General features: G+C 51.9%; 17 protein-coding genes and 4 pseudogenes. 11 read left to right on the top strand and 10 right to left on the bottom strand.

Going from position 1 to position 20,428, the window contains the following annotated elements:
* Positions 1–604 precede the first annotated feature (604 nt).
* Positions 605–2,512 (top strand): acyltransferase family protein, encoded by a 1,908-nt coding sequence (locus C5Y83_RS04365; protein ID WP_105328443.1) that lies wholly within the window; start codon positions 605–607, stop codon positions 2,510–2,512.
* 283 nt (positions 2,513–2,795) lie between these two features.
* On the opposite strand, the gene C5Y83_RS04370 is transcribed toward C5Y83_RS04365, so the two are convergent.
* Both C5Y83_RS04370 and C5Y83_RS04375 read right to left on the bottom strand, forming a co-directional pair.
* Complete coding sequence (locus tag C5Y83_RS04370; RefSeq protein ID WP_105328444.1) at positions 2,796–3,245, bottom strand: hypothetical protein; 450 nt, start codon at positions 3,243–3,245, stop codon at positions 2,796–2,798.
* 19 nt (positions 3,246–3,264) lie between these two features.
* The gene (locus tag C5Y83_RS04375) at positions 3,265–4,296 is read right to left on the bottom strand and encodes a DUF1559 domain-containing protein (protein WP_105328445.1); all 1,032 of its coding nucleotides are present in this window, start codon (positions 4,294–4,296) and stop codon (positions 3,265–3,267) included.
* A 373-nt stretch (positions 4,297–4,669) separates the two neighbouring features.
* Here C5Y83_RS04375 and C5Y83_RS04380 point away from each other — a divergent pair, with 373 nt between their 5' ends.
* Positions 4,670–5,413: a hypothetical protein gene (locus C5Y83_RS04380; protein ID WP_105328446.1), complete on the top strand. Its 744-nt coding sequence runs from the start codon at positions 4,670–4,672 to the stop codon at positions 5,411–5,413.
* 418 nt (positions 5,414–5,831) lie between these two features.
* Entirely contained in the window at positions 5,832–6,857 is a 1,026-nt protein-coding gene (locus C5Y83_RS04385; RefSeq protein WP_105328447.1) for a hypothetical protein, read from the top strand.
* Here C5Y83_RS04385 and C5Y83_RS04390 read toward each other — a convergent pair.
* The 5 genes and pseudogenes from C5Y83_RS04390 to C5Y83_RS30130 form a co-directional block, all read right to left on the bottom strand.
* Positions 6,854–7,315 (bottom strand): annotated as a pseudogene (locus C5Y83_RS04390) (ISAs1 family transposase); the annotation flags it as partial. The gene C5Y83_RS04385 and the pseudogene C5Y83_RS04390 sit on opposite strands and share 4 nt — an antisense overlap.
* Positions 7,316–7,418: 103 nt before the next feature.
* A pseudogene (locus C5Y83_RS30125) lies at positions 7,419–7,544 on the bottom strand (ISAs1 family transposase); the annotation flags it as partial.
* 254 nt (positions 7,545–7,798) lie between these two features.
* Positions 7,799–8,272 (bottom strand): hypothetical protein, encoded by a 474-nt coding sequence (locus tag C5Y83_RS04400; RefSeq protein ID WP_105328448.1) that lies wholly within the window; start codon positions 8,270–8,272, stop codon positions 7,799–7,801.
* 326 nt (positions 8,273–8,598) lie between these two features.
* A pseudogene (locus C5Y83_RS04405) lies at positions 8,599–9,061 on the bottom strand (ISAs1 family transposase); the annotation flags it as partial.
* Positions 9,062–9,164: 103 nt separating this feature from the next.
* Positions 9,165–9,284, bottom strand: a pseudogene (locus tag C5Y83_RS30130) (ISAs1 family transposase); the annotation flags it as partial.
* Positions 9,285–10,513: 1,229 nt separating this feature from the next.
* Here C5Y83_RS30130 and C5Y83_RS04415 point away from each other — a divergent pair.
* From C5Y83_RS04415 to C5Y83_RS04450, 8 genes are all read left to right on the top strand, one after another.
* Positions 10,514–11,488: a hypothetical protein gene (locus C5Y83_RS04415; RefSeq protein WP_105328449.1), complete on the top strand. Its 975-nt coding sequence runs from the start codon at positions 10,514–10,516 to the stop codon at positions 11,486–11,488.
* Between the two features lie 111 nt (positions 11,489–11,599).
* Positions 11,600–12,511 carry a glycoside hydrolase family 18 protein gene (locus C5Y83_RS04420; RefSeq protein WP_105328450.1) on the top strand — a complete coding sequence of 304 codons (912 nt, stop codon included), beginning with the start codon at positions 11,600–11,602 and terminating at the stop codon, positions 12,509–12,511.
* Positions 12,512–12,648: 137 nt separating this feature from the next.
* Positions 12,649–14,046: a glutamate decarboxylase gene (locus tag C5Y83_RS04425; RefSeq protein WP_105328451.1), complete on the top strand. Its 1,398-nt coding sequence runs from the start codon at positions 12,649–12,651 to the stop codon at positions 14,044–14,046.
* A 156-nt stretch (positions 14,047–14,202) separates the two neighbouring features.
* Positions 14,203–14,853, top strand: a complete 651-nt coding sequence (locus tag C5Y83_RS04430; protein ID WP_105328452.1) for a hypothetical protein — start codon at positions 14,203–14,205, stop codon at positions 14,851–14,853.
* Positions 14,854–15,160: 307 nt separating this feature from the next.
* Positions 15,161–15,394: a hypothetical protein gene (locus C5Y83_RS04435; RefSeq protein WP_146117624.1), complete on the top strand. Its 234-nt coding sequence runs from the start codon at positions 15,161–15,163 to the stop codon at positions 15,392–15,394.
* 58 nt (positions 15,395–15,452) lie between these two features.
* On the top strand, positions 15,453–15,893 hold the full coding sequence (locus C5Y83_RS04440) for a hypothetical protein (RefSeq protein ID WP_105328454.1): 441 nt from the start codon (positions 15,453–15,455) through the stop codon (positions 15,891–15,893).
* An 84-nt stretch (positions 15,894–15,977) separates the two neighbouring features.
* Positions 15,978–16,847, top strand: coding sequence for a hypothetical protein (locus C5Y83_RS04445; RefSeq protein ID WP_105329116.1), 870 nt, complete (start codon positions 15,978–15,980; stop codon positions 16,845–16,847).
* Between the two features lie 368 nt (positions 16,848–17,215).
* Positions 17,216–18,298: an alpha/beta fold hydrolase gene (locus tag C5Y83_RS04450; RefSeq protein WP_105328455.1), complete on the top strand. Its 1,083-nt coding sequence runs from the start codon at positions 17,216–17,218 to the stop codon at positions 18,296–18,298.
* A 39-nt stretch (positions 18,299–18,337) separates the two neighbouring features.
* Here the strand turns inward: C5Y83_RS04450 and C5Y83_RS04455 are convergent, their stop codons facing one another.
* The 3 genes from C5Y83_RS04455 to C5Y83_RS04465 form a co-directional block, all read right to left on the bottom strand.
* On the bottom strand, positions 18,338–18,931 hold the full coding sequence (locus tag C5Y83_RS04455) for a hypothetical protein (RefSeq protein WP_105328456.1): 594 nt from the start codon (positions 18,929–18,931) through the stop codon (positions 18,338–18,340).
* 71 nt (positions 18,932–19,002) lie between these two features.
* The gene (locus C5Y83_RS04460; RefSeq protein WP_105328457.1) at positions 19,003–19,530 is read right to left on the bottom strand and encodes a hypothetical protein; all 528 of its coding nucleotides are present in this window, start codon (positions 19,528–19,530) and stop codon (positions 19,003–19,005) included.
* 294 nt (positions 19,531–19,824) lie between these two features.
* Positions 19,825–20,178 (bottom strand): hypothetical protein, encoded by a 354-nt coding sequence (locus C5Y83_RS04465; RefSeq protein WP_105328458.1) that lies wholly within the window; start codon positions 20,176–20,178, stop codon positions 19,825–19,827.
* Positions 20,179–20,428 lie beyond the last annotated feature (250 nt).

A 20,428-nucleotide genomic window follows, 5' to 3' on the forward strand; every position in this document is an offset into this window, starting at 1 on the left:
TGTAGGGTGCGTCTCGACGCATCCAGCGGAACAGACTTCGCGGCGGAAAACTTGCATAACCCAAACTTCTAGCGATCTGCCTGATCAAACAGCGGAAAAGGCAAGGAAAGCATCGCAATGCGAACAATAATCGCAAGCTAGATCGTCGACATCCCTGCGGAATTCAATGGCCTGTCAACGAGTTCGTGTGCGTTTGCCCTGCCGCTGTCGTGTCGATTTAACCAGTTCTACCTTGGTTTCTTAAGATCTCTCGATACTACGACGGATTCCAATACTGCAGGAAATTCTCCGTTTAGATCTTTACATTGTTGTAGTGCATCGAAACTATCCTCATCTTCTCTGTCTTCACTAGATCGAATTGTATAGATACCTCCCTGGAATTTGGCCCGACTGATGTACTCGCAAGAGAGGGTGGATTAGCATAGAGTCTTCTAGGCTGGCGCCATTGCAGTTCTTGTTTTATTGGTCAAATTCGAGAATCTGTCCATTGGCTCGGGAGACGAATCGTTATTCTCTTCCTCGGTTGTTTTCGTGCGGATCAGACCACATACCAACACCGTTTAACGTCCACTCCTTCTAGGTACTTGCATTCATCGCTTTCTCCATGGAATACCAACGCGAAATTGATGGCTTAAGAGCCGTGGCCGTGGTTGCAGTTCTGTTGTTTCACGCTGGTGCTCCTGGTTTCAGTGGCGGATTCGTCGGTGTTGATATCTTTTTTGTGATCAGCGGATATCTGATCACCGGTATCATCATGCGGGATCTTAGGCAAAGTTCGTTCTCGATCACGAGCTTCTATGAACGACGAGCACGTCGAATCCTGCCAGCGCTTTATTGCATGATATTCGCTACGATTCCCGTGTCGTACTACATGATGATGCCAAGCCAGTTGCAGGACTTTTCGCAAAGTCTCGTCGCTGTTTCCGTCTTTTGCGCGAACATCTTCTTCTATCTCAAAAGTGGCTACTTTGAACCGAACAGCGAGCTGAGCCCGTTGCTGCACACTTGGAGTCTAGCGGTTGAGGAACAGTACTATTTTATCTTTCCTGTCTTTCTGGTGATTGTGCATTATTGGCTTCGTAAGGCACTGATACCGTTAATCGTGTTGTTGGGAGTCGCCAGTTTCGCATTGGCCCAGGCACAACTCAACTACGATCCGGCCGCAAGTTTCTTTTTGCCCTTGGGTAGAGCTTGGGAATTGATGATTGGGGCTCTTTTGAGTTTTCTGCCTAGGTTTAAGCAGCGGTCGGGGTTTCAGTGGGAGTTAGGAGCGGGACTGGGCGCTTTGTTGATGATCATATCGATTAATCAACTTACTGCAGAAATGCCCTTTCCTGGCCTGTTAGCAATCCCCGCTACGCTAGGCGCCGCAATGGCAATTTACTGTGCGTCTCCTAACAATCTCACCGGTAAGGTGTTGGGAAGCCCATTGTTCGTTGGACTGGGGCTCATCAGTTACAGTACCTATCTATGGCATCACCCTCTATTTGCGGCCGTGCGGGTTTATTACATTAGCGAACCTCCTTTGGGGCTCTTCATCGCATTGGTAATTGTTTCGATCGGACTTGGTTATCTCAGTTGGCGTTACATTGAAAAACCATTTCGGAATAAGGAGCTCGTTTCGCGAAAGCAGCTTGCCGTTTACTGCGCATTGCCGATTGTTTCGGTTTGTGTACTAGGATTGATCGGGGATCGAACCGATGGATTTGCGAAAATGAAATACAATCAAGCCGGGCCATTGTTTCGCGATTTTGACGAACGCTTGGCTCAGCTTTCCCGTGAAAGACATAAGGCTTGGAAAGAAATCTTGGCGGAATCAGCTGAGCAATTCTCGGGTAACAACTCGCAAGAACGCGTATTAGTGGTAGGCGATTCACGAGGAGAGGATCTGTATGTTTCGCTAAAGCTCAATGAGAGCTCTTTTCCTCAGACAGAGTTTCGCTACCAGCGTCTAGACGATCTGTGCTTTTCCACGCTCAAAAATTCGCAATCACTTTCCGGCGGTAAATGCCGTAAAGAGGCAGAAGAATTTCTTAAGCGTATTCAAGTTGAATCGCCAGACATAATTCTAATCTCCTGCGGTTGGCAATTGGGTAGTGCTGAAAATCTGGAGACCCTACTTGATTGGTGCGGTGGTGCCGATGTGGTGGTTTTTGGCAACGCTTCATTTAACGAGATCAACTCTCTTTTTTTTGCGATTTCGAGCCGCAACATTCCAAGAGAAGATTGGCCTGACTTCTTCGCACAAAACATTCATATCCGAAGCAAAGACGCCTCGCTCCAAGTCCAAAAAGTCACGATACAACGTGGCATTCCATTCGTAGACGTTTATCGCATGTTTGAGATTGACCCTTCATCTAACGCGGGTAGGATGGCATTCAATCTGATGACCGAAGAGGGCGACCCTCTTATCATTGATCAAACTCACCTCACCGTGGAGGGAGCAAAGCGGTTCGGCAGTTTTATCGCAAAGGTAAATCCCTTAAGGATGTCTCGTCGTCCAAATCATTGATCGATCCGGGCAAAACGACCGACATCTGAGCCAGTAAACCAAGCCTTTGACGTTCACCCCCAACTTGATCCAGTTGGCATTTTCGGATCTCAGGAGCTTATCTCCGTGAGTTCTGGAAAGAAAGTCGCACGAATTCTCGTGCTGCACGGTGGCCTACGACACGATACAAATGCGATTCATTGTAGTCCTTTCGCTTTGCTACCCCCTTGGAAAACTTACTATTATCAGACCGCCATTCGACCAGGATTGCCCGAGGCTCTACTGCTTGCCAGATAGGAGCATTCTACTTCGTGGTTAATGCGATCACGCCCATGTCGATTGGTTGATCGCCGCTAACGTCGAGGGTGATGGGGGTTTTGTCTGGCTTAGCGTAGCGGTTTTTTAGTTTGTCGGGGCCGACGAAGCTGGCGGAGACGGGGTTGAATTTGCCCCAGAAGAAGGTGATCTGGTATTTACCGGCTGGGATGCCGTCTCCTTCTTCGTAGGTGGAGAAAGCGAAGGTTCCTTCCGGCGTGGTCAGGGCCTGGGTGATGGAAGGATGCTCGGCGTCGAGACCTCCTTCAGGATGACATTCGATCACGATCGGGCTGCCTGGCGGTTGGCCGTCGACGGTTACGGTGCCGGTGACTTTGGTGGTGGGCTTGGCGTAGTATTGGTGCTCGTTGGCAGTACACCCGAGGCCGGACGACAGTATCGCCAGGCCGACAAAACAAAGTAGCCGTCGTCGACTCATGCGTGTCCCTTCCTTGCGGTTAGTTGTTCGCGATGACTTCGCCGTTCTTGGCGGTGATCTGCGAGGCGAACGTGTGCGCGGCGACGTTCGACGAAATGAATTGTGCCGAGCCATCGGCCATCAAGAATTCTGCCCCACCAGGATGCATCGAAAGGAAACCTCGTGAGCGAATGTTCGAGCAATTGATCGCACACGGGCCACCGCCGGAGGTGTACGAACCATCGTACAGCGAACCTTTCACCCATTGTTCGCCGTTGAGCACGTCACCCCAAGCACCACCCTGCGTCGAGCCGAGTAAGGAGGTCAGTGTGGCATCGATCTGGCGTTTCTTATACACGTTTGATCCACCCAGGCGTTCGCCGATCAGGTAAGTATTGGATGTGCCGTCCTGGATATCGGCCATGCGAGACGCTTTGCCAGCGGCTCCGTAACCGGTATTCACCAGCGCGCCACTGCGATCACTTTGACCAACGCCTGAGTAAGCCAGCGTCGAGAAATCACCGAATACGCCGGAGGTCGCACTGTAGTCGCTGCGGGCTGCCGTCCAGGTTAAGTCCAGCGGTGGAATTCCACTGGCCATCGCTCCTTGGGGGATTAAGTAATCATGCTTCTCCGCTTCGGGGGCGGAGGGGCACATGAACACGTTGACCGGTGTGGCGATCGCAGCCATGTTCGAGTTGACCGAGGCGGCCGGGTAGCCCAGCGAGGTTGCTTCGTTGAATGCAGGAACCTTCGGATCGATTGCGTCGGAGAGGTTGCCTTGCTCCAGGAACGGCAAGATCTGAATGCCCCAACTCGAAGCGTTCATGTCGGCGGTAAAGTTCCAGCTGAAAGGGAACGAACCGAATGTGTCGTGGTAGTTGTGGAACGCCAGGCCAAGCTGCTTGCAGTTGTTCGAGCACTGCATCCGCCGGGCAGCCTCGCGAGCTTGCTGAACCGCCGGCAACAGCAGCGAGATCAAGACACCAATGATGGCAATCACCACCAACAATTCAACCAGTGTGAATGCCTGTTTCCGATCGGTAGCGACGCGTCGTGCTGGGGAACTCATGAGAGCACCATTCCTTAGAAGAGAAGAGATCGATTCGACCCGAGTGATCCAGAAAAGCCAGCTAATAGTTTGTCAGTAACCTTATGAGAATCTCATTTCGCTGAGATTAAGTTCGTATGTGGTATTTTCGGTCGATGGAAACTGATTGTAGGAAGAGAAGTCAATTTGAAAAGACAGATCAGCCGCCGCCGATCCTTAAGATAACCCCTAGCTGCCAAGATTGTTACCGTTTCACAGGGAATAAATTGGCGGTTTGCCAGAAACGAATGCGATTTCACGGGTGATCAATTTTGTTGATCGAAGTTCATAGAATCCTCATATTAGATGGGCCGTCGAAGGTGACTGGATACGCGTTTGGTTGAGGTTGGGGTGAATGATGAAGCCAAGTTCCCGTGTGGGCATATTCTGGTCACTTGCGATTGTCCTGATCGGTACCGACTCCCCTGCTCTGCTGGCACAACAAGCGGATCGTGATCTGTTGGAAGCGATCGAAGTGGCGGGGCGAAGACAGGCTCACGAGATTCAATCGGCCCGCGTTGTTTTCAAGTACCGTAATGGTGGTGCGCGAGAGCAACTATCGGGACCAAAGGTCGACGCAGCCATCGAAAAACTGCGTCGCGCGATGGTTCGCAAAGAAATCCATTGCCACTTAATCGGCTACAACATTGTCGGCGCGGCCATGATCGGGTCGGCACTCAAATCCCAACGCCGTCCGAACAGGCTAAGTTTTACCGGATCCCTGCAAGCGAGCGAAGAGTTCGCGGCCTACCTTAGTCGACGCTCTGGCCGCTATTGCGAACAGTGGGAATGCTTGCTGCGAACAATCGCCAAGTTGACGGTAGGCAATCGCTCTAATCGCAAAGAATCACGCCAGATCAAACGCGGCCCGAAACCGTACCGAGCTACTGCAGTCAGCCCGAAAGTCGATCAGGATCCAGGAGGCTACAACGAGTTAGAGATTAAGCTCGTGCCATTCAATCCTGACCCCTTTTCTTTCCCAAGAAGCACTTGCCAGATTGTCGCAAATTACCCATCATGGCGCAATCGCCGTGAGGCTTGTTCCGACATCAATTCCTGCGCTAGTGAAGACAATTTTGATGCGATGTTGTACTCATAAATTCGGCCTTCGTGCAATGCTAGCTTTCTGTGCATTGATTGCTACGTGCTTAGGACTATGGCGTTGGCACATGAAATGGGTAGACAGCCAATGCGACTTAGCAGCGCAAATCACGAGACGTGATGGAAATGTCACATGGGAAACTTGGGGGCCATCGTGGATTCATGCGAGTTTCGATAGTCGCTATTTTCAGAGTATCGTCGCTGTTGAATGGCATAGCGTTAATAATCAGGATCTCGAGCTACTTTGCGATATCCCAACGTTAAATAAACTCGACATTGGATAGGCCCCTGTCGACGACGTAGGCCTCCGTCATCTTGCATCACTGCCCATTTCCGAAATTGAAACGATTTTCTGTGAAAACATCACCGAAGTGGGAGCAAAGTACCTGCAAGATTCGATACACGTTAGACATTTGATGCTTGAAACCCCTAAGGGAACTCTATGGGCCAATTCCTTGATCGGACATCCGACCCTATTAAAGTTAGAAGTAAATCGCGGCTTGATGAGTGATGATCAGATGAAAGGCTTGCTGTTAGCGAATACGCTTGAATATCTGGAAATAAACTCGGTTCCAATCGGAGACCTGGGGCTTGTTACACCGTTTAACGGAATGATTTTGAAGTCGTTAACGCTTAGAGAAACAAACGTGACAACGACTGGTGTCCTTTCAACATTTGGTCCCTCTTGTTTAGAGATCAATTGCGTTCACAATAACAACTGGCATTCGATCGAACTGAAGTGCAGTAGTGAACCGTCTGGGCCGTCAATTTCGTGGGGAGGGATTTTGAAACCTAATGTTTGGAAGGACTTACATCACTGCCAAGACATTGAAAAAATCGTTGTTGGGGTGCCACTTCCGATAATGTCATCCCAACCGTTCGATCTCGATTCACCGCTGCTTGGCGCGGCCCACCCAGCAAGCCGCAATCAAGATATCATTCCCATCGACGACCAAGCCATCGAGATAATTTCGAAACTCCCTGCTCTGAAGTCCCTCGTCATCAATGCCGCAGGCAAAGTTTCGTCACAAGGGCTAAATAGCCTTGCAGAGGAAAGCCAGCTAGAAAACCTTACCCTAAATTGTTGTGGTATTACGGACGATCATATGATCAAAATTGGCGCCATGAGCTTTCTAAAACACTTATCGCTTGACTACAATCCGATTTCGCATCAAGGACTAAAAGAGTTAACACACTTGCGTGAGCTTCAAACACTAAGTTTAAATACGTGCGAGCGATTGGACGATCGTGCCGGTATTTCGATCAGTCAACTGCGCAAGCTCCAACGCTTGGAAGCCTTCCATACTGCCATCGGCGATAATGGCATCAAGCAATTGCACGGAATGCCTAATTTGATGATAGTTTATATTTCAGGTGAAGGTACAACACACGAGGGAATTCTAGAGCTTCTGAGCTCTTTACCCACGGCTAATGCACACTAACCCGTTGGCAGGCCAATGATTTCTGCGAGGAAGTTCACGTTCCAGCCAGCCATGCGTCTTCGCATCACGATGCTTTCCTTGCTTTTCTGCTGCTTGATCAAGCTGATCGCCATCCGTTTGAGCCATGCCAGGTTCTCGGCCGCGTAGCGGTTTCTGACGCGACTGTCGTCTTCGCGGAACGTCACGTCGAGCGACCAGTGCAACGTGTTTTCGATCCCCCAGTGACCGCGAACGGCCGAGGCGAATTGCTTCACGCCCAGTCGTAACGAGCTTATATAATATCGTGTATCACTGGTATGTCGTCCGTTTTCTTCGCTCATCCGAACGGCCACGCCGATCGTTCGCACGCCTTGCCAACGATCGCGGCCAGGCAACTGCTTCGGCCAGCTCATCTGATAGTAAACCAACTTGTCGACTCGCCCATGCCCACGCGATTCTTCTTCGTGCTTCTGGGCTTTATTAAAGTCTGCGCCAGCAATCTAATAGGGGCAACCAACGGAAGCCCCGGATTCGTGACAAATCGGCCAATTATCATGTTGGATTACGGGCGCGGATATCAGTAACGTCCGCGAAATCATTTTCCATGTGCGTTACGATGTAGTTGCGAACGTGATCGTGCAGCGTTTCCTGATTCCCTTTGAGGGCCAGCACGAAGTCTCCTGCGCCGTCGATTACCTTCTCGGCGATCACCGCCAACACGCAGATGACCAACAGATCGCCTAGTAATTGTTTGCGATTGATATGGCAACGCGGATCGTCCAGTTCTTGAAAGTAGTCGAGTCGAAACGACATCATCCTGATCAACCTGGCGAGGCATCGGCTCTTCCCTACGGCGTGAGACACGGACTTGGAAAAGCATTATCATCGCAGAAAGAGATTGAACGCGCTACCGTAGATTGCCTAAAGTGCGCGCTGGCCGTGGGGGGCGATGGCCGTGCGCATTACGGCACTTCATATAACCGAAATACCAGTACGCGAATATCATCTCCATTTCCATCATTATCAGTTCTATTACTTCCAAAGCTGCATATCACCCACTCCTTGTCACTCCTCTTGTAAATCTGAACAGGAGTTCCCCAGGGATCAATGCCATCTACCAAGTCCCAGCAACGAGAAGAGCACCATGCACGACTTAAATACCCCTCATCCACCAAGATTTCGACTAACCTACCAATCTTTTCGGTCTCTGAGACGCGATTCCACTGCAGGTCAAAGTGGTCCTTGTCATAACTACTGACTGCTGAGGCTATTTTGTGAAAATCGTCATGCAGTGCACGCCTGCAATTACCATCGACGCCCTGCTTATGATATAGCATCGAAATAAATAAAATGCACAATATAAATGACGCCATGATAAACACACAGCTAAATGCCTTTGCATAAACAACATGAGGTACAGCATCACGCTTCGCCATTCGTATCCTCCAAGCCGAAAGCACATCCTAGTCGATGCGAATAAGTTGTTCGCAATCGCGTCTATTGGGCATAAAATGCCTGCCTTTCGATAGCTGTAAACTCGGGATCTAACAACCATACCTGGTATCATGTCAACTGAGTGTTAACTTCTACATGTATCATAAGGTGATATGCCGTCTTCAGTGCACGATAGTTAAAAATAAGCCCCAGAAGATGTGCTACATCTGCGACAACACCCAGCCCAGATGTCTTAGAGACACTGCCTGTGATATATGCGACGGTATATGTATCTGTCAGTGAGGTGGATAGCCACGGCTAACGCACACTAACCCGTTGGCAGACCAATGATTTCCGCGAGGAAGTTCACGTTCCAGCCTGCCATGCGTCTTCGCATCACGATGCTTTCCTTGCTTTTCTGCTGTTTGATCAAGCTGATCGCCATCCGTTTGAGCCATGCGAGGTTCTCGGCCGCGTAACGGTTTCTGACGCGACTGTCGTCTTCTCGGAACGTCACGTCGAGCGACCAGTGCAACGTGTTTTCGATCCCCCAGTGACCGCGAACGGCCGAGGCGAATTGCTTCACGCCCAGTCGTAACGAGCTTATATAATATCGTGTATCACTCGTATGTCGTCCGTTTTCTTCGCTCATCCGAACGGCCACGCCGATCGTTCGCACGCCTGGCCAACGATCGCGGCCAGGCAACTGCTTCGGCCATCTCATCTGATAGTAAACCAACTTGTCGACTTTGCCCATGCCCACGCGATTCTTCTTCGTGCTTCTGGGCTTTATTAAAGTCTGCGCCAGCAATCTAATAGGGGCAACCAACGGAAGCCCCGGATTCGTGACAAATCGGCCAATTATCATGTTGGATTACGGGCGCGGATATCAGTAACGTCCGCGAAATCATTTTCCATGTGCGTTACGATGTAGTTGCGAACGTGATCGTGCAGCGTTTCCTGATTCCCTTTGAGGGCCAGCACGAAGTCCCCTTCGCCGTCGGTTACCTTCTCGACGATCACCGCCAACACGCAGATGACCAACAGATCGCCTAGTAATTGTTTGCGATTGATATGGCAACGCGGATCGTCCAGTTCTTGAAAGTAGTCGAGTCGAAACGACATCATCCTGATCAACCTGGCGAGGCATCGGCTCTTCCCTACGGCGTGAGACACGGACTTGGAAAAGCATTGTCATCGCAGAAAGAGATTGAACGCGCTACCGTAGATTTACTAAAGTGCGCGCTGGCCGTGCTGACCACTGGCTCTTAAATCACTTGGCTTGGTATTCCCAAGTGGTAACGCGGACGAAATAACAAGCACGCGATTTACGATAGCCATCACAATCGAGGTAGACATGGCAAGAGAATCGGAAGCGGCCATCGTCAGTGCAAATGTGAATCTCCCGCGCTCAGTTGGTCCACACAATTGACTTAGGGAAACACCGACCTGAGAGGTTGCTGGTGGGACGGACCACCAATAAGGAAGTGTCAAAACCAAAACAACTAGTGCATGCTGAATGCATGACAGGCATGTTACTACTAATAAATGTTGTGAACTGAAGTTATTGTCTTTGTCTATCATGGCAGTTGCCATGCGAGTGCAGTGCACCGCCAAACACGAAAGAAGGGTCCAAGATGGCAGCATGGCACCAAAACTGTTGCTTGCGTGGTTTAGTCCAAAATTATATGAATCATTGAATATGTCGTACCCGGAGAATAGGAACATCAGAATTGCCCCTGCCCCGGCGACGCTTAGGCCAATCACGTACTTTAACCAGTGATAATCAGTAAGCAAGCTCGCCAGAGAACATGCCACCATGAGCCAATACAATATCCAGGCTAATCGAACACCCACCCATAGATTAGGAATGGGTGCTGCCGCAATGCACATGTCCGCTATGGTTAATGCAAGTATTACGCACTTACGATACATGGATCGTGGTGCCTTGTGTTGATATGTGCAATAATGTCATATACACCAGTCTTGTGGCAGGCAGCGTTAGCGGCCATTTTGAGAGATCTTTGCCATACACCGGTGAGTGCGCGCTGGCCGTGGCCGATCCTTAAGATAACCCCTAGCTGCCAAGATTGTTACCGTCTCACAGGGAATAAATTGGCTGTTTGTCGGAAACGAATGCGATTTCCCGGGTGATCAATTTTGTTGATCGAAGTTCATAGAATCCTCATATTAGATGGGACGTCGAAGGTGACTGGATACGCGTTTGGTTGAGGTTGGGGTGAATGATGAAGCCAAGTTCCCGTGTGGGCATATTCTGGTCACTTGCGATTGTCCTGATCGGTATCGACTCCCCTGCTCTGCTGGCACAACAAGCGGATCGTGATCTGCTGGAAGCGATCGATGTCGCTGGGCGAAGACAGGCTCACGAGATTCAATCGGCCCGCGTTGTTTTCAAGTACCGTAATGGTGGTGCGCGAGAGCAGCTATCGGGACCAAAGGTCGACGCAGCCATCGAAAAACTGCGTCGCGCGATGGAGATCGAAGATCTGCCGTCGTCGCGGAAAGCGTTTCAGAAGGTAGTCGAAGAGCTCACCGGCGGCGATCAATGGAGTGAGGTACTGCTGGTTCAGCAAGGAGAATCGATTCGGAATCGACGCACGTTTCCCCAAAGCGAGATAAGCAATGACTTCGCCACCCATGCGGATCATCGAACGTATTACTGGAACGAGAACGGGCTTCAGCAAGCGGAGATTGAATCGAAAGATCAGCCTGCCAAACGTGTGATCAAGTCGCTTACATTTCTTCGCCCGGTCTTTGCCGACCCGGGGGACCGCTGGAAAGTGATTCCTGCGAACTCCACTGGCACGGTGACGATTGGTCGGACGGAAAAGTTACCGTTGTTCTTTTCCTTCGATACGCAATCGAATGTCATGACGCAGTGGGTTATCGGGACGCCAGCGACGAACTACATGGTTCGTGGTGGGCTTACGACCTATCCCGGCGAAATTGTGATGCCGACCTACGGCTTCAATATCACGGTCCTCGACGACAAAGTCCGGACGTTTGAAGCGTTCCTGATTGAAAAAGCTGAATACAACATCCAGCTGGGCGATCAGGAAGTTCATTTACAAGTGCCCGAGAAAACCCGGATGATCGATAGTCGCGATCCGCAGAAGAAGCTTTACTTTCATGCCCCACGTGAAGACGACGCATTGACTCTAGCTGATGAAAACCTGGCGAAGCGCAAAGCAAAATAGGGCGTTATTTACTGATTCTATTGGGCGTGACAACCTTGTACGGTGTCCACAATCCCGATAGCATCGAATCAACTTCTTCCCCGCCCTGCCCTCGCTTGAGATCACCCGGCTATGCTTGCCCGCCTATCGATTGCCGCTTTGCTTTTCTGCACGATTCTGTCAGCTCAACTTCGGGCGGATGATGCCGATTGGGTCGTGGCGGGCTACCTGCCGAATTATCGGATCGCTGAGTGGTCAGGCGAAGTGGGACCGGTGACCGATGTGATATTGTTTGGCTATTCGGTTTCGCCAGATGGGAAGTTCAATGCATCGAAAATCTCGGCATCGCATCGAGCCGCGGTTCAAGAAGCAAAGCAAAAGTCGGGCTGTCGCGTATTGTTTTGTGTCGGCGGCTGGGGCAAGTCGAGCGGTTTCGCCAAAATGTCGGCCGATCCCGAGCTGCGAAAGGAGTTCGTGCAGCAGATCGCGGCTTACTGCCAGGAGAACGGTTTCGATGGCGTCGATTACGACTGGGAACATCCTGAAGACGCCGCCCAAATCAAAGCGCTCGCCCAATTGCTGACCGAAACGAAGAGTAAATTCGCCGAGCATGGTTGGCTGGTCACCATCGCCCAGGCAAGTTGGCAACCGCTTGGTAAGGCGTGCTACGACGCGATCGATCGTGTCCATCTGATGTCGTACGATCATGGCTTTCCGCAAGCGACGATGGAGAAGTCGCAGATAGATGTCCAGCGATTGATGGAAGATGGCTGCCCAGCGGAAAAGATCGCACTAGGAATGCCTTTCTACGGACGAAACAAAGATCGCAAGACGCGTACCTATGCGCAGCTGATCGAGCGACCAACGTTCAGCAAGGATACTTCTTTAGTCGATGGTTATGCATTCAATGGCCCGCAGATGGTGCAGCAGAAGGTCGCCTTCGCCAAAAAAAAAGGTCTGGCCGGCGTGATGATCTGGGAGTTGGGCCAAGATGCCAGCGGTGAGTTGTCGCTTCTGGGTGTGATTGAGGATGCGGTTCGCTAGGGAGCCGCGCAATCGTCCGACGTCATATCTCTACTGAAAACGGAACACGGAAAACTTCCAAGTAGCAAGCCCCAACGGGGACGCCGCTTCCGCTATCATGAAGCTTCTCAATTCTTATTCTAAGAGAGGGAGCTATCATGACGTTGCATTCCAAGAAGTCCGCGCGGGAGATTGTGGACGACGATATCTATGCCTCGAAGGATCTTCGACGAGGGCTGCCGAAGTCGCAGTTTCCGCATGCCGAACGGGATCCGCGGCACGTCTATTCGGCCATTCATGACGAGCTGATGCTTGATGGCAACTCGCGTCAAAACCTGGCGACGTTTTGCCAGACGTGGGTTGAGGACGAGATTCATCAGTTGATGGACGAATGCCTCGACAAGAACATGATCGACAAGGACGAGTATCCGCAGACCGCCGAGATCGAAGCCCGGTGTGTGCGGATGTTGGCTGACTTATGGAATGCTCCGGACGAAGTGAATTCGGTCGGCTGCTCGACGACTGGTTCCAGCGAAGCCGCAATGCTTGGCGGCATGGGGATGAAACGCCGCTGGGAAGCCAAGCGAAAGAAAGATGGCAAGCCAATCGACAAGCCGAACCTGATCACCGGCCCAGTTCAGATCTGCTGGCATAAGTTTGCCCGCTATTGGGATATCGAACTGCGCGAGATTCCGCTGGAAGGCGATCGCCTGATCATGACGCCTGAGGAAGTCATCAAGCGATGCGATGAAAACACGATCGGCGTTGTGCCGACGTTAGGCGTGACATTCACGTGCCAGTACGAACCGGTCCAGGCCGTTGCCGAAGCGCTTGACAAGTATGAGAAAGAGACCGGCATCGATATCCCGATTCATGTCGACGGGGCCAGTGGCGGATTTCTGGCACCGTTCTGCGCGCCAGAGATCGCGTGGGATTTCCGATTGCCACGCGTGAAGTCGATCAACGCCTCGGGCCACAAGTTCGGCCTTTCGCCGCTCGGTGTGGGGTGGGTGATCTGGCGTGACGAAGCTGATTTGCCGGAAGAGTTGGTCTTCTGGGTGAATTACTTGGGCGGCAACATGCGGGATATCGCCTTGAACTTCTCGCGGCCTGGCGGTCAGGTCGTGTGTCAGTATTACAACTTCCTGCGTCTGGGGAAGGAAGGATATCACAAGATCCATCATGCCTGTTACGAGACGGCCCAATTCCTGGCCAAAGAAATTGCCAAGCTGGGACCGTTCGAGATTTTGTACGGCGGCGAGATGGACGGCGGTATCCCAGCGTTGTGCTGGAAACTAAAAGAAGGTACAGACCCTGGCTTCTCACTGTATGACTATGCGGACCGGTTGCGGGCTCGAGGTTGGCAAGTGCCGGCCTATAGCTTGCCGGCCGACCGCCAAGACCTCGTTATCCAGCGCATCCTTGTCCGGCACGGCGTCAGCCGCGACCTGGCGTTGCTACTATTGGAAGATATGCGACGGGCCTTGGAGCACTTCGAAGGACACCCGGTGCAGACAAGCCTGACGGAAGAGGAAGCGTCTGGGTTTCATCATTGATGGCTTCCAGTTTGAAGTTTTCATTGAAGAGATGTTGGTATGCTGGAGCTTGCTAACCACCAAATCCTGTCCCCTCGCCCCTGCGGGGAGAGGGTTAGGGTGAGGGGGAGCAGCACGCAAAGGTAACCACCGGCAACTCATTACAGAAAAGTGGTGATGCAGGTTCGTAACTTGACTGAGCAAGGGATCACCGGGCCTCGACGTTTGACGGGAATACTTGGGTTGGTTTTGTGTGTCCAAGTGGTCCTGGCGGTGGCGATCCTTGCGCAGCAGTTGACTTGGTTTCTGGGAGGACCGCGGATTGAAGTTGCCAGTGACTCGGGAGTCGGATGGGTTGTCCGCTCACTGGCCTGGGATCCGTTTTTTGCTGCGCTGGCGATAGTTTCCGCTGTGGTGCTCGCCCTCTTTGTTGGAAGTCTTCAAACGAAAACAATGCGGTTATGGCAAAGCGGAGTCATGGTGATTCTGCTTTGGATGTACTGGGGGCTACTGATCTGGTTTCTTGAAGAAAGTACGTGGACTTCGTGGTTGACGGGTAAGGGGTCGCCTGTTTTTGATGCTTACGACCACATGTGGAGTCCGAACGATCTTTTAATTCAATTTCGCGTGGACCCGGTCACCCAAGCCCTGCTTTGGCTGGGAGGCGTTCAGATAGCCAGCACGTGCCTGGCAATCCTGGCAATATTTTTCCAAGACAAGAATTATCCCATCCGGATTTGGCACTTTCTGCTGATCATGTTGCTGATCGGCGTCGGAATCCAATTGTGGCGGGTAACCTCGTGGCAGTATGCGATATCTTGGGGGTAGTTTGAAGTAATTCAGTAAAGAATGAATATTGGTTACCGCTACGTGCTCCGCCCCTCACCCTAGCCCTCTCCCTGGAGCAGCGCTAGTTTTTAGTTTGAAGTTTTCAGTGGCGAGTTGCCGGTAGAGGCCCCTATTCGCTTCGCGCTCTTCTCTGGTCGCCTCGCCCCTGCGGGGAGAGGGCTAGGGTGAGGGACGAAGCATTTTGCAGTGTTGATCGAGTCGATCAACTTCAATGGAAAACAGGACCAGCCTCTTCAACAACCTGCTTGAAGGGGCGATTCGCCAACCAGCGCGATAGAGACCACGCATGACCACTATGGGATGCCTCAGCCGAATTGGATTCATGATGGCGGCAGCCCTGTTGTCGATTCCTTTGTCGCGATGGCTCCATCTGTCGACCATCCCGGCAGGCATCCTTTTGGTGCTTGCCTTCTTCCTGCCGTTCGTCAGCGAACTGGCGGTGCTCTTCTCATGCGATGTCATCTGCGGCTCCAAGCAAGTGCGTGAGCAAGACCGTCAGGAAGAGCACTCGGATCGTTAAGGAATTAAGATAGGCACGACACCAAGCGTGTGCAGACCGAGACGTAGAAGGCGTTTTGATGAACGAGTTAAATCCGAAGCACCCCTTTGCCTCACCAGTAGAGGTTGTTGAAGATGCAAAGGGAGAACAGCCCGCTTTCACGCCCGGACAGCGTGCCGTCGAATGCGCGGTCTCGTTCTTGCTGGGGCTATCGCTGATGATGCTGTTTTTTCAGCTGTTCGTATTCTCGGTGTGGGCCGAGAATACGCGAGATGTCTGGCATTATCCGGAATGGGACGATAGTGAAATCCAAACACAAATCTGGGATGACTACGATGTCACCTTCTTTTATGTTCCCGCATTGTACTGGGTTGGTGCGTTCTTCATGGCAATCTTTGGATGTATTGCTACCATCCGTTCAAAGTGTTCCCTACCGTCGATTCTGATGTGTGTCGCGCTGATTCCTCTGAGCGTCATGGGGCTCTTCATCGCCGGAGATACTGGGTTCGCCTATTGGTAAGTGTGTATTGAATTCAATACGGACATCATTTCGAGTCCGCTGCCTGGGTTGCGATCGCCGGCCAGATGTCGACAATCGAGCGACATGCAGACTGACGAACGATCGAATCAGGATGAATGTTTAGAGGCGGACGGCGTTTGGCCATTTGTCTCGCATCGACTACTACGCCGCGCTGGGGGCGAGCTGTGGCATTGGCATTCGCGGCATCATCGCAAGCGGTTGGTATTGCGGGAGGTGCGAAGTGTTGTCCACTTTGGAAGGTTGTTTCTGGCTCAGCTATGGCAGCCAGGGCAACTGAACTGGTGGATCGGAGTGGCGTTTGCGTTCGGGTCGACCTTGTTCGCCGCGGCCAGTGTGCTGATACTTTGGCCTGCCCTAGCGGAGGCCGTTTCGCTTTCTTCGATGCAGGTAAACGCGATCTATTTTCTGGGCTCGATCCCCTTCACCACTGCCGCTTACCTCCAACTGTTCCAAGCTGCCAATGCCGACCCAGCACCGGGTGAGCCAGATTTCGACCAAAGCCGCTGGAAATGGTTCGGCTGGAAACCACACAAGATTGGCTGGCTGAGCTGTGCGCTGCAGTTCCCTGGCACGGTGCTGTTCAACTTCAATACGTTCGACGCGATGTTGCCAGGCTTGGCGTGGTGGCAAAGTGAACTAATCGTCTGGCTGCCGAACTTCGTCGGGTCGGTCTTGTTTCTGGCTTCCGGCTATCTGGCATTCATCGAAGTTGCCCACCGCTGGTGGACGTGGCAACCGGCGAGCATTACGTGGTGGGTGGTGTTCGCGAATCTGTTGGGATGCGTCGGCTTTATGGTCTCGGCGGTGTTCGCCCTGGTACTGCCTGGGGGCGAAGTGGACTGGATGTCGACGGTTGCGGTTACCTTCACGCTGCAAGGCGCGATTTGTTTCTGGATCGGGGCTGTGTTGATGCTCCCGGAAGCAGCCGAGTAACGCACCACTTGCGCAATTGTGAGAAAAAAAACGTCCTCGACCAAAGAGGTAAACGCGATCGCCCAGACGAGAGGTGTTTGCGAGAACCGGTTAAGCCATTGGATGTCCTTCCTTACGACGGGTTGCTTTGCCAATGGAGAATCCGCCTCCATTGGTGCAACCCTTGGTTGCGCTACTTTTCCATTGATCAGTTCTTTCGGACATCGAATTTGTGAGTTGGATCTGGCCACGATAAATCAGCGTTCGCTGATGAGCGGAAGATGAAGTTTACCGAGCGATTGCAAATTCAATTCTTGGCTTAGTTCTTTCTGGACATCGTTTTGTTTTCCCCTTAGCTTGAGATCGTTCTATCACAGGGGGTGTGGCAAATGGTAGCAATCGATTTAGTACCAGTCGAAGCTGGTACAGGGCTCGCGGTGACATGTTCATTTCACCGAGCTGAGAAAGCAGGAGCGAATCGGCGTGTGGTCGCCATGCATCATGGCATTCTACATAGCTGGGCCCACTTTCTGGCGTTGATTAAGCAGTTGAACGAACGGGGCGTCCATGTGCTGATGATCGATCAGCAGTCGGAGGACAGTCGTTGGCGAAATTGCATTGGACTAGGTTCATACGTCGAAGGCATGGCGGCTGCAATCCGTTCATTTCAGGAGGCCTATCCTGAATACGAGGTCACGTCGTATGTCTTTCATTCGATGGGGGCGGCGATCGGTGAACAGATGCAAGAACGCTACCCCGAACTTCGCCGGCCCACGGTATTGATGGCGCCGATTCCTGTTCAGGGGGCGACTGGCGTTTTCGTTCGTTTGCTCTTGCGACGACCGTTCGGCATGACGCGGGCGATCCTGACACTGAGCGTCCTTTCGCTCGTCAGGCGTTCGGAAGAGGTTCGCCGAGTCTTTTTCGACGAGCACGCCGGCAGCAGCACGGTAAAAGGATGCTGTCGGCACTTGAAGCATTCTCCTTTCGCCGCTTATTTGCAGTTAACACTGCGTTATGTGCTGCGATTCTTCCGGTTACAAAAGCATAACGAACAACCCAACCTCCTGCTGACCAGTCCGACGGACTATATCTTTCGCAGCGATGGCGTGGTCAACGAGTATCGCGAGACGGAATTCTTCTATCGCTCGGGTTACCATCGCGCGGACGGAACGCCCTGGTTGCAGAAAGCAGAGATCGACGGTGGTCACGATTTCTTTCTGCGACATCCTGACCAAGTCGCCAGCGAGATCGTAAAGTTTCTGGAACTACGCGACTACTTCGAGATCCAACGCGACGTCGCTCCGGCAGACAAGAAGAGGGAAACGACAGCTGCGGTTGCGAACAACAGGGTTCACTACTTCCGAATCGACTCGGCACATAAGATCGCGGGGCCGCGATTACATCCACTGTTCGTGCGTAACGCACGGCTTAGGAATCATCGTACCGGCTGGAAGGGACGGATGCGTTAGATCTTGTGGTAAATCGTCACGCGATCGAGAAGCACTTACTTATGATCCGCGAAAGAGCGAGGCTTCCCCTTCGTAGCCAATCCCAACGATCTTCGTTCCATCGGTCAGGGCTTCGGTGCCATGCTCGTCTTCGAAGGCGGAACCAAATGAAATTCTCGCGAATTGCTTGGGGGATTCTTCGTCGTCCGTGATTTGAATCGAAGGTTCTCCCAGCAGCAATTCAAAATCGTCCGGCGAGGCGATGGTCGTCCGCTTGACTCTCTTCTGCAGCACGTCGGCACAATACTGCCGTGCCTCTTCATCGCCATGCCACCACATTCCAGATTTGGGCCCCTTCCCCCACAATTCGTCGAAGTAAGCCTGTTTGATCTTCTTGGCAAGCTTCTCTTGATTGGTAACGATCTTTAGCGCGAGCCGGGCCATAACCTTCGAAGGGACGAACATCTCCTCTTCATCGGCGAACGATTCGAAGGCTAGTTCGATGCGTTTTGTACCGCGAAATGGACGCGTGCCGCGAAAGCGAAAGACTGAAAATGCAGGCAGTTCGACTGTGCCGATCCAACGCGTTTCGCCATAGTCACGTTCGCAACGAAAAGAACCGAGTTCGGGATGTTCCCATTTCTTGGCCGGCATGGTGTTCTCGCATGATCGCTGGCGGAGTGATACCAATAAGGCGTCAATTATGATGTGGCCAGCAGCCGATTTCAATTTACGACGGAACTCGCGGATCCTGATTGGGCAGAGATGCGCTGCTGAAAGATTACAGCGATTTGTCGCGCTGTGAGCGAAAGGTTCGAACACTCGAAGTAGAGTTGGTTTCCGCGGGTCTTCGTCCAGACATTGGAGCGAAGTTGAGTCGAGTCGATGTTCTTAACTTGTAAAACCAAAAAACTGGGAACCGTATCAGGTTGCCATACGGCGGTAACTGTTTGAATGGATTCGAGGGAAATGGTGGTACCGCACGAGGGTAAATTGTTACGGATAAATGTCGCTTCGTTGCCGTTAATTGTGATGACAGGAAACGAGGCATTCGCCAACATGTAAAATACCCACAATCCTGACAGTCCCAGGAAAAGCAAGAGGCTGAACGATAGCCACGGCGCGTGCTGAAACCAACCGAAATGGAGAACTGCCAGCCAATCGAGGATGAGAATGACCGTAAAAAGAAAACAGGCGCTCACAATCACCACGAGAGGAAATCGGCGGCGATAAATATAGGTTTCGCTTACCATTGGAAGTTGTCCTGATAACGGGGACTGACTTCTTCAGGATAACCGCCAAGCTTGGGGTAGAACAATCATCTTTTAAGCGATACCTATTGGTGCTTACGCCCGTAATCCAACGTGGTAATGGGCCGATTTGCCGCGAATCCGGGGCTTCCATTGGTCGCCCCTACTAGCTTGCTGGCGCAGGCTTCAAGTGGTGATTGGTGATCATAATGAAGAAAAGCCGCAGGACGCGGCCTGCGGCTTCTCTCCCTTCAGCCGCGCAAACCAAAACGGTTTAGCGCCGAAGGTGTGCGCGGCTTAGATACCGCCGTGGTATCCATAAGCGTGGCGCACATAAGGTCGATCGGTATCGTAGTCGCCGTCGTATTCGGAACGCAGACGTTCGTCCAGTTCGTTGTTCCATTTCGGGTACTTTGACTGATAGCGGTGTTGGGCAATATAGCCGAACCGGAATGCTTGTTCGCGATTCTCGAACGCATCATCCGAACCGGCCATTTGCTTGACGGTGTCGTCAACGTCTTGGTCCATGTCGCGGTTGCCTTCGATGCCGAAGTCAGCCTTGGTTTGTTCCCAATCGTTGGCAAACGCCTTCTTCACGCGTTCCCAGGTACTCAATTCGTCCTTCGTATAGTCAAGCGATTTATGAACCATTTGACTGCTCCTTATTTGGGGTTTCGGGGTGATTGGCCTGTGCGGACCCGAGTCACGATTCGATGAGAAAAGCTCTCTCCGATAAGGACTCACGTCCACGCGGCGATCGATGAGATGGAACTTGGTTAAGGCGAAAACCGTGCCAAGGACGAACGGTCGTGATGGCGATTGTGACCGCGGAATCGTTCGCCGTATCGAGAATTTACGAGCAAAAAGAAGACGCCAGGACGGCATAATTCTCGTTGAAGAG

Source organism: Blastopirellula marina, assembly GCF_002967765.1.
GTDB classification, from domain to species: domain Bacteria; phylum Planctomycetota; class Planctomycetia; order Pirellulales; family Pirellulaceae; genus Bremerella; species Bremerella marina_A.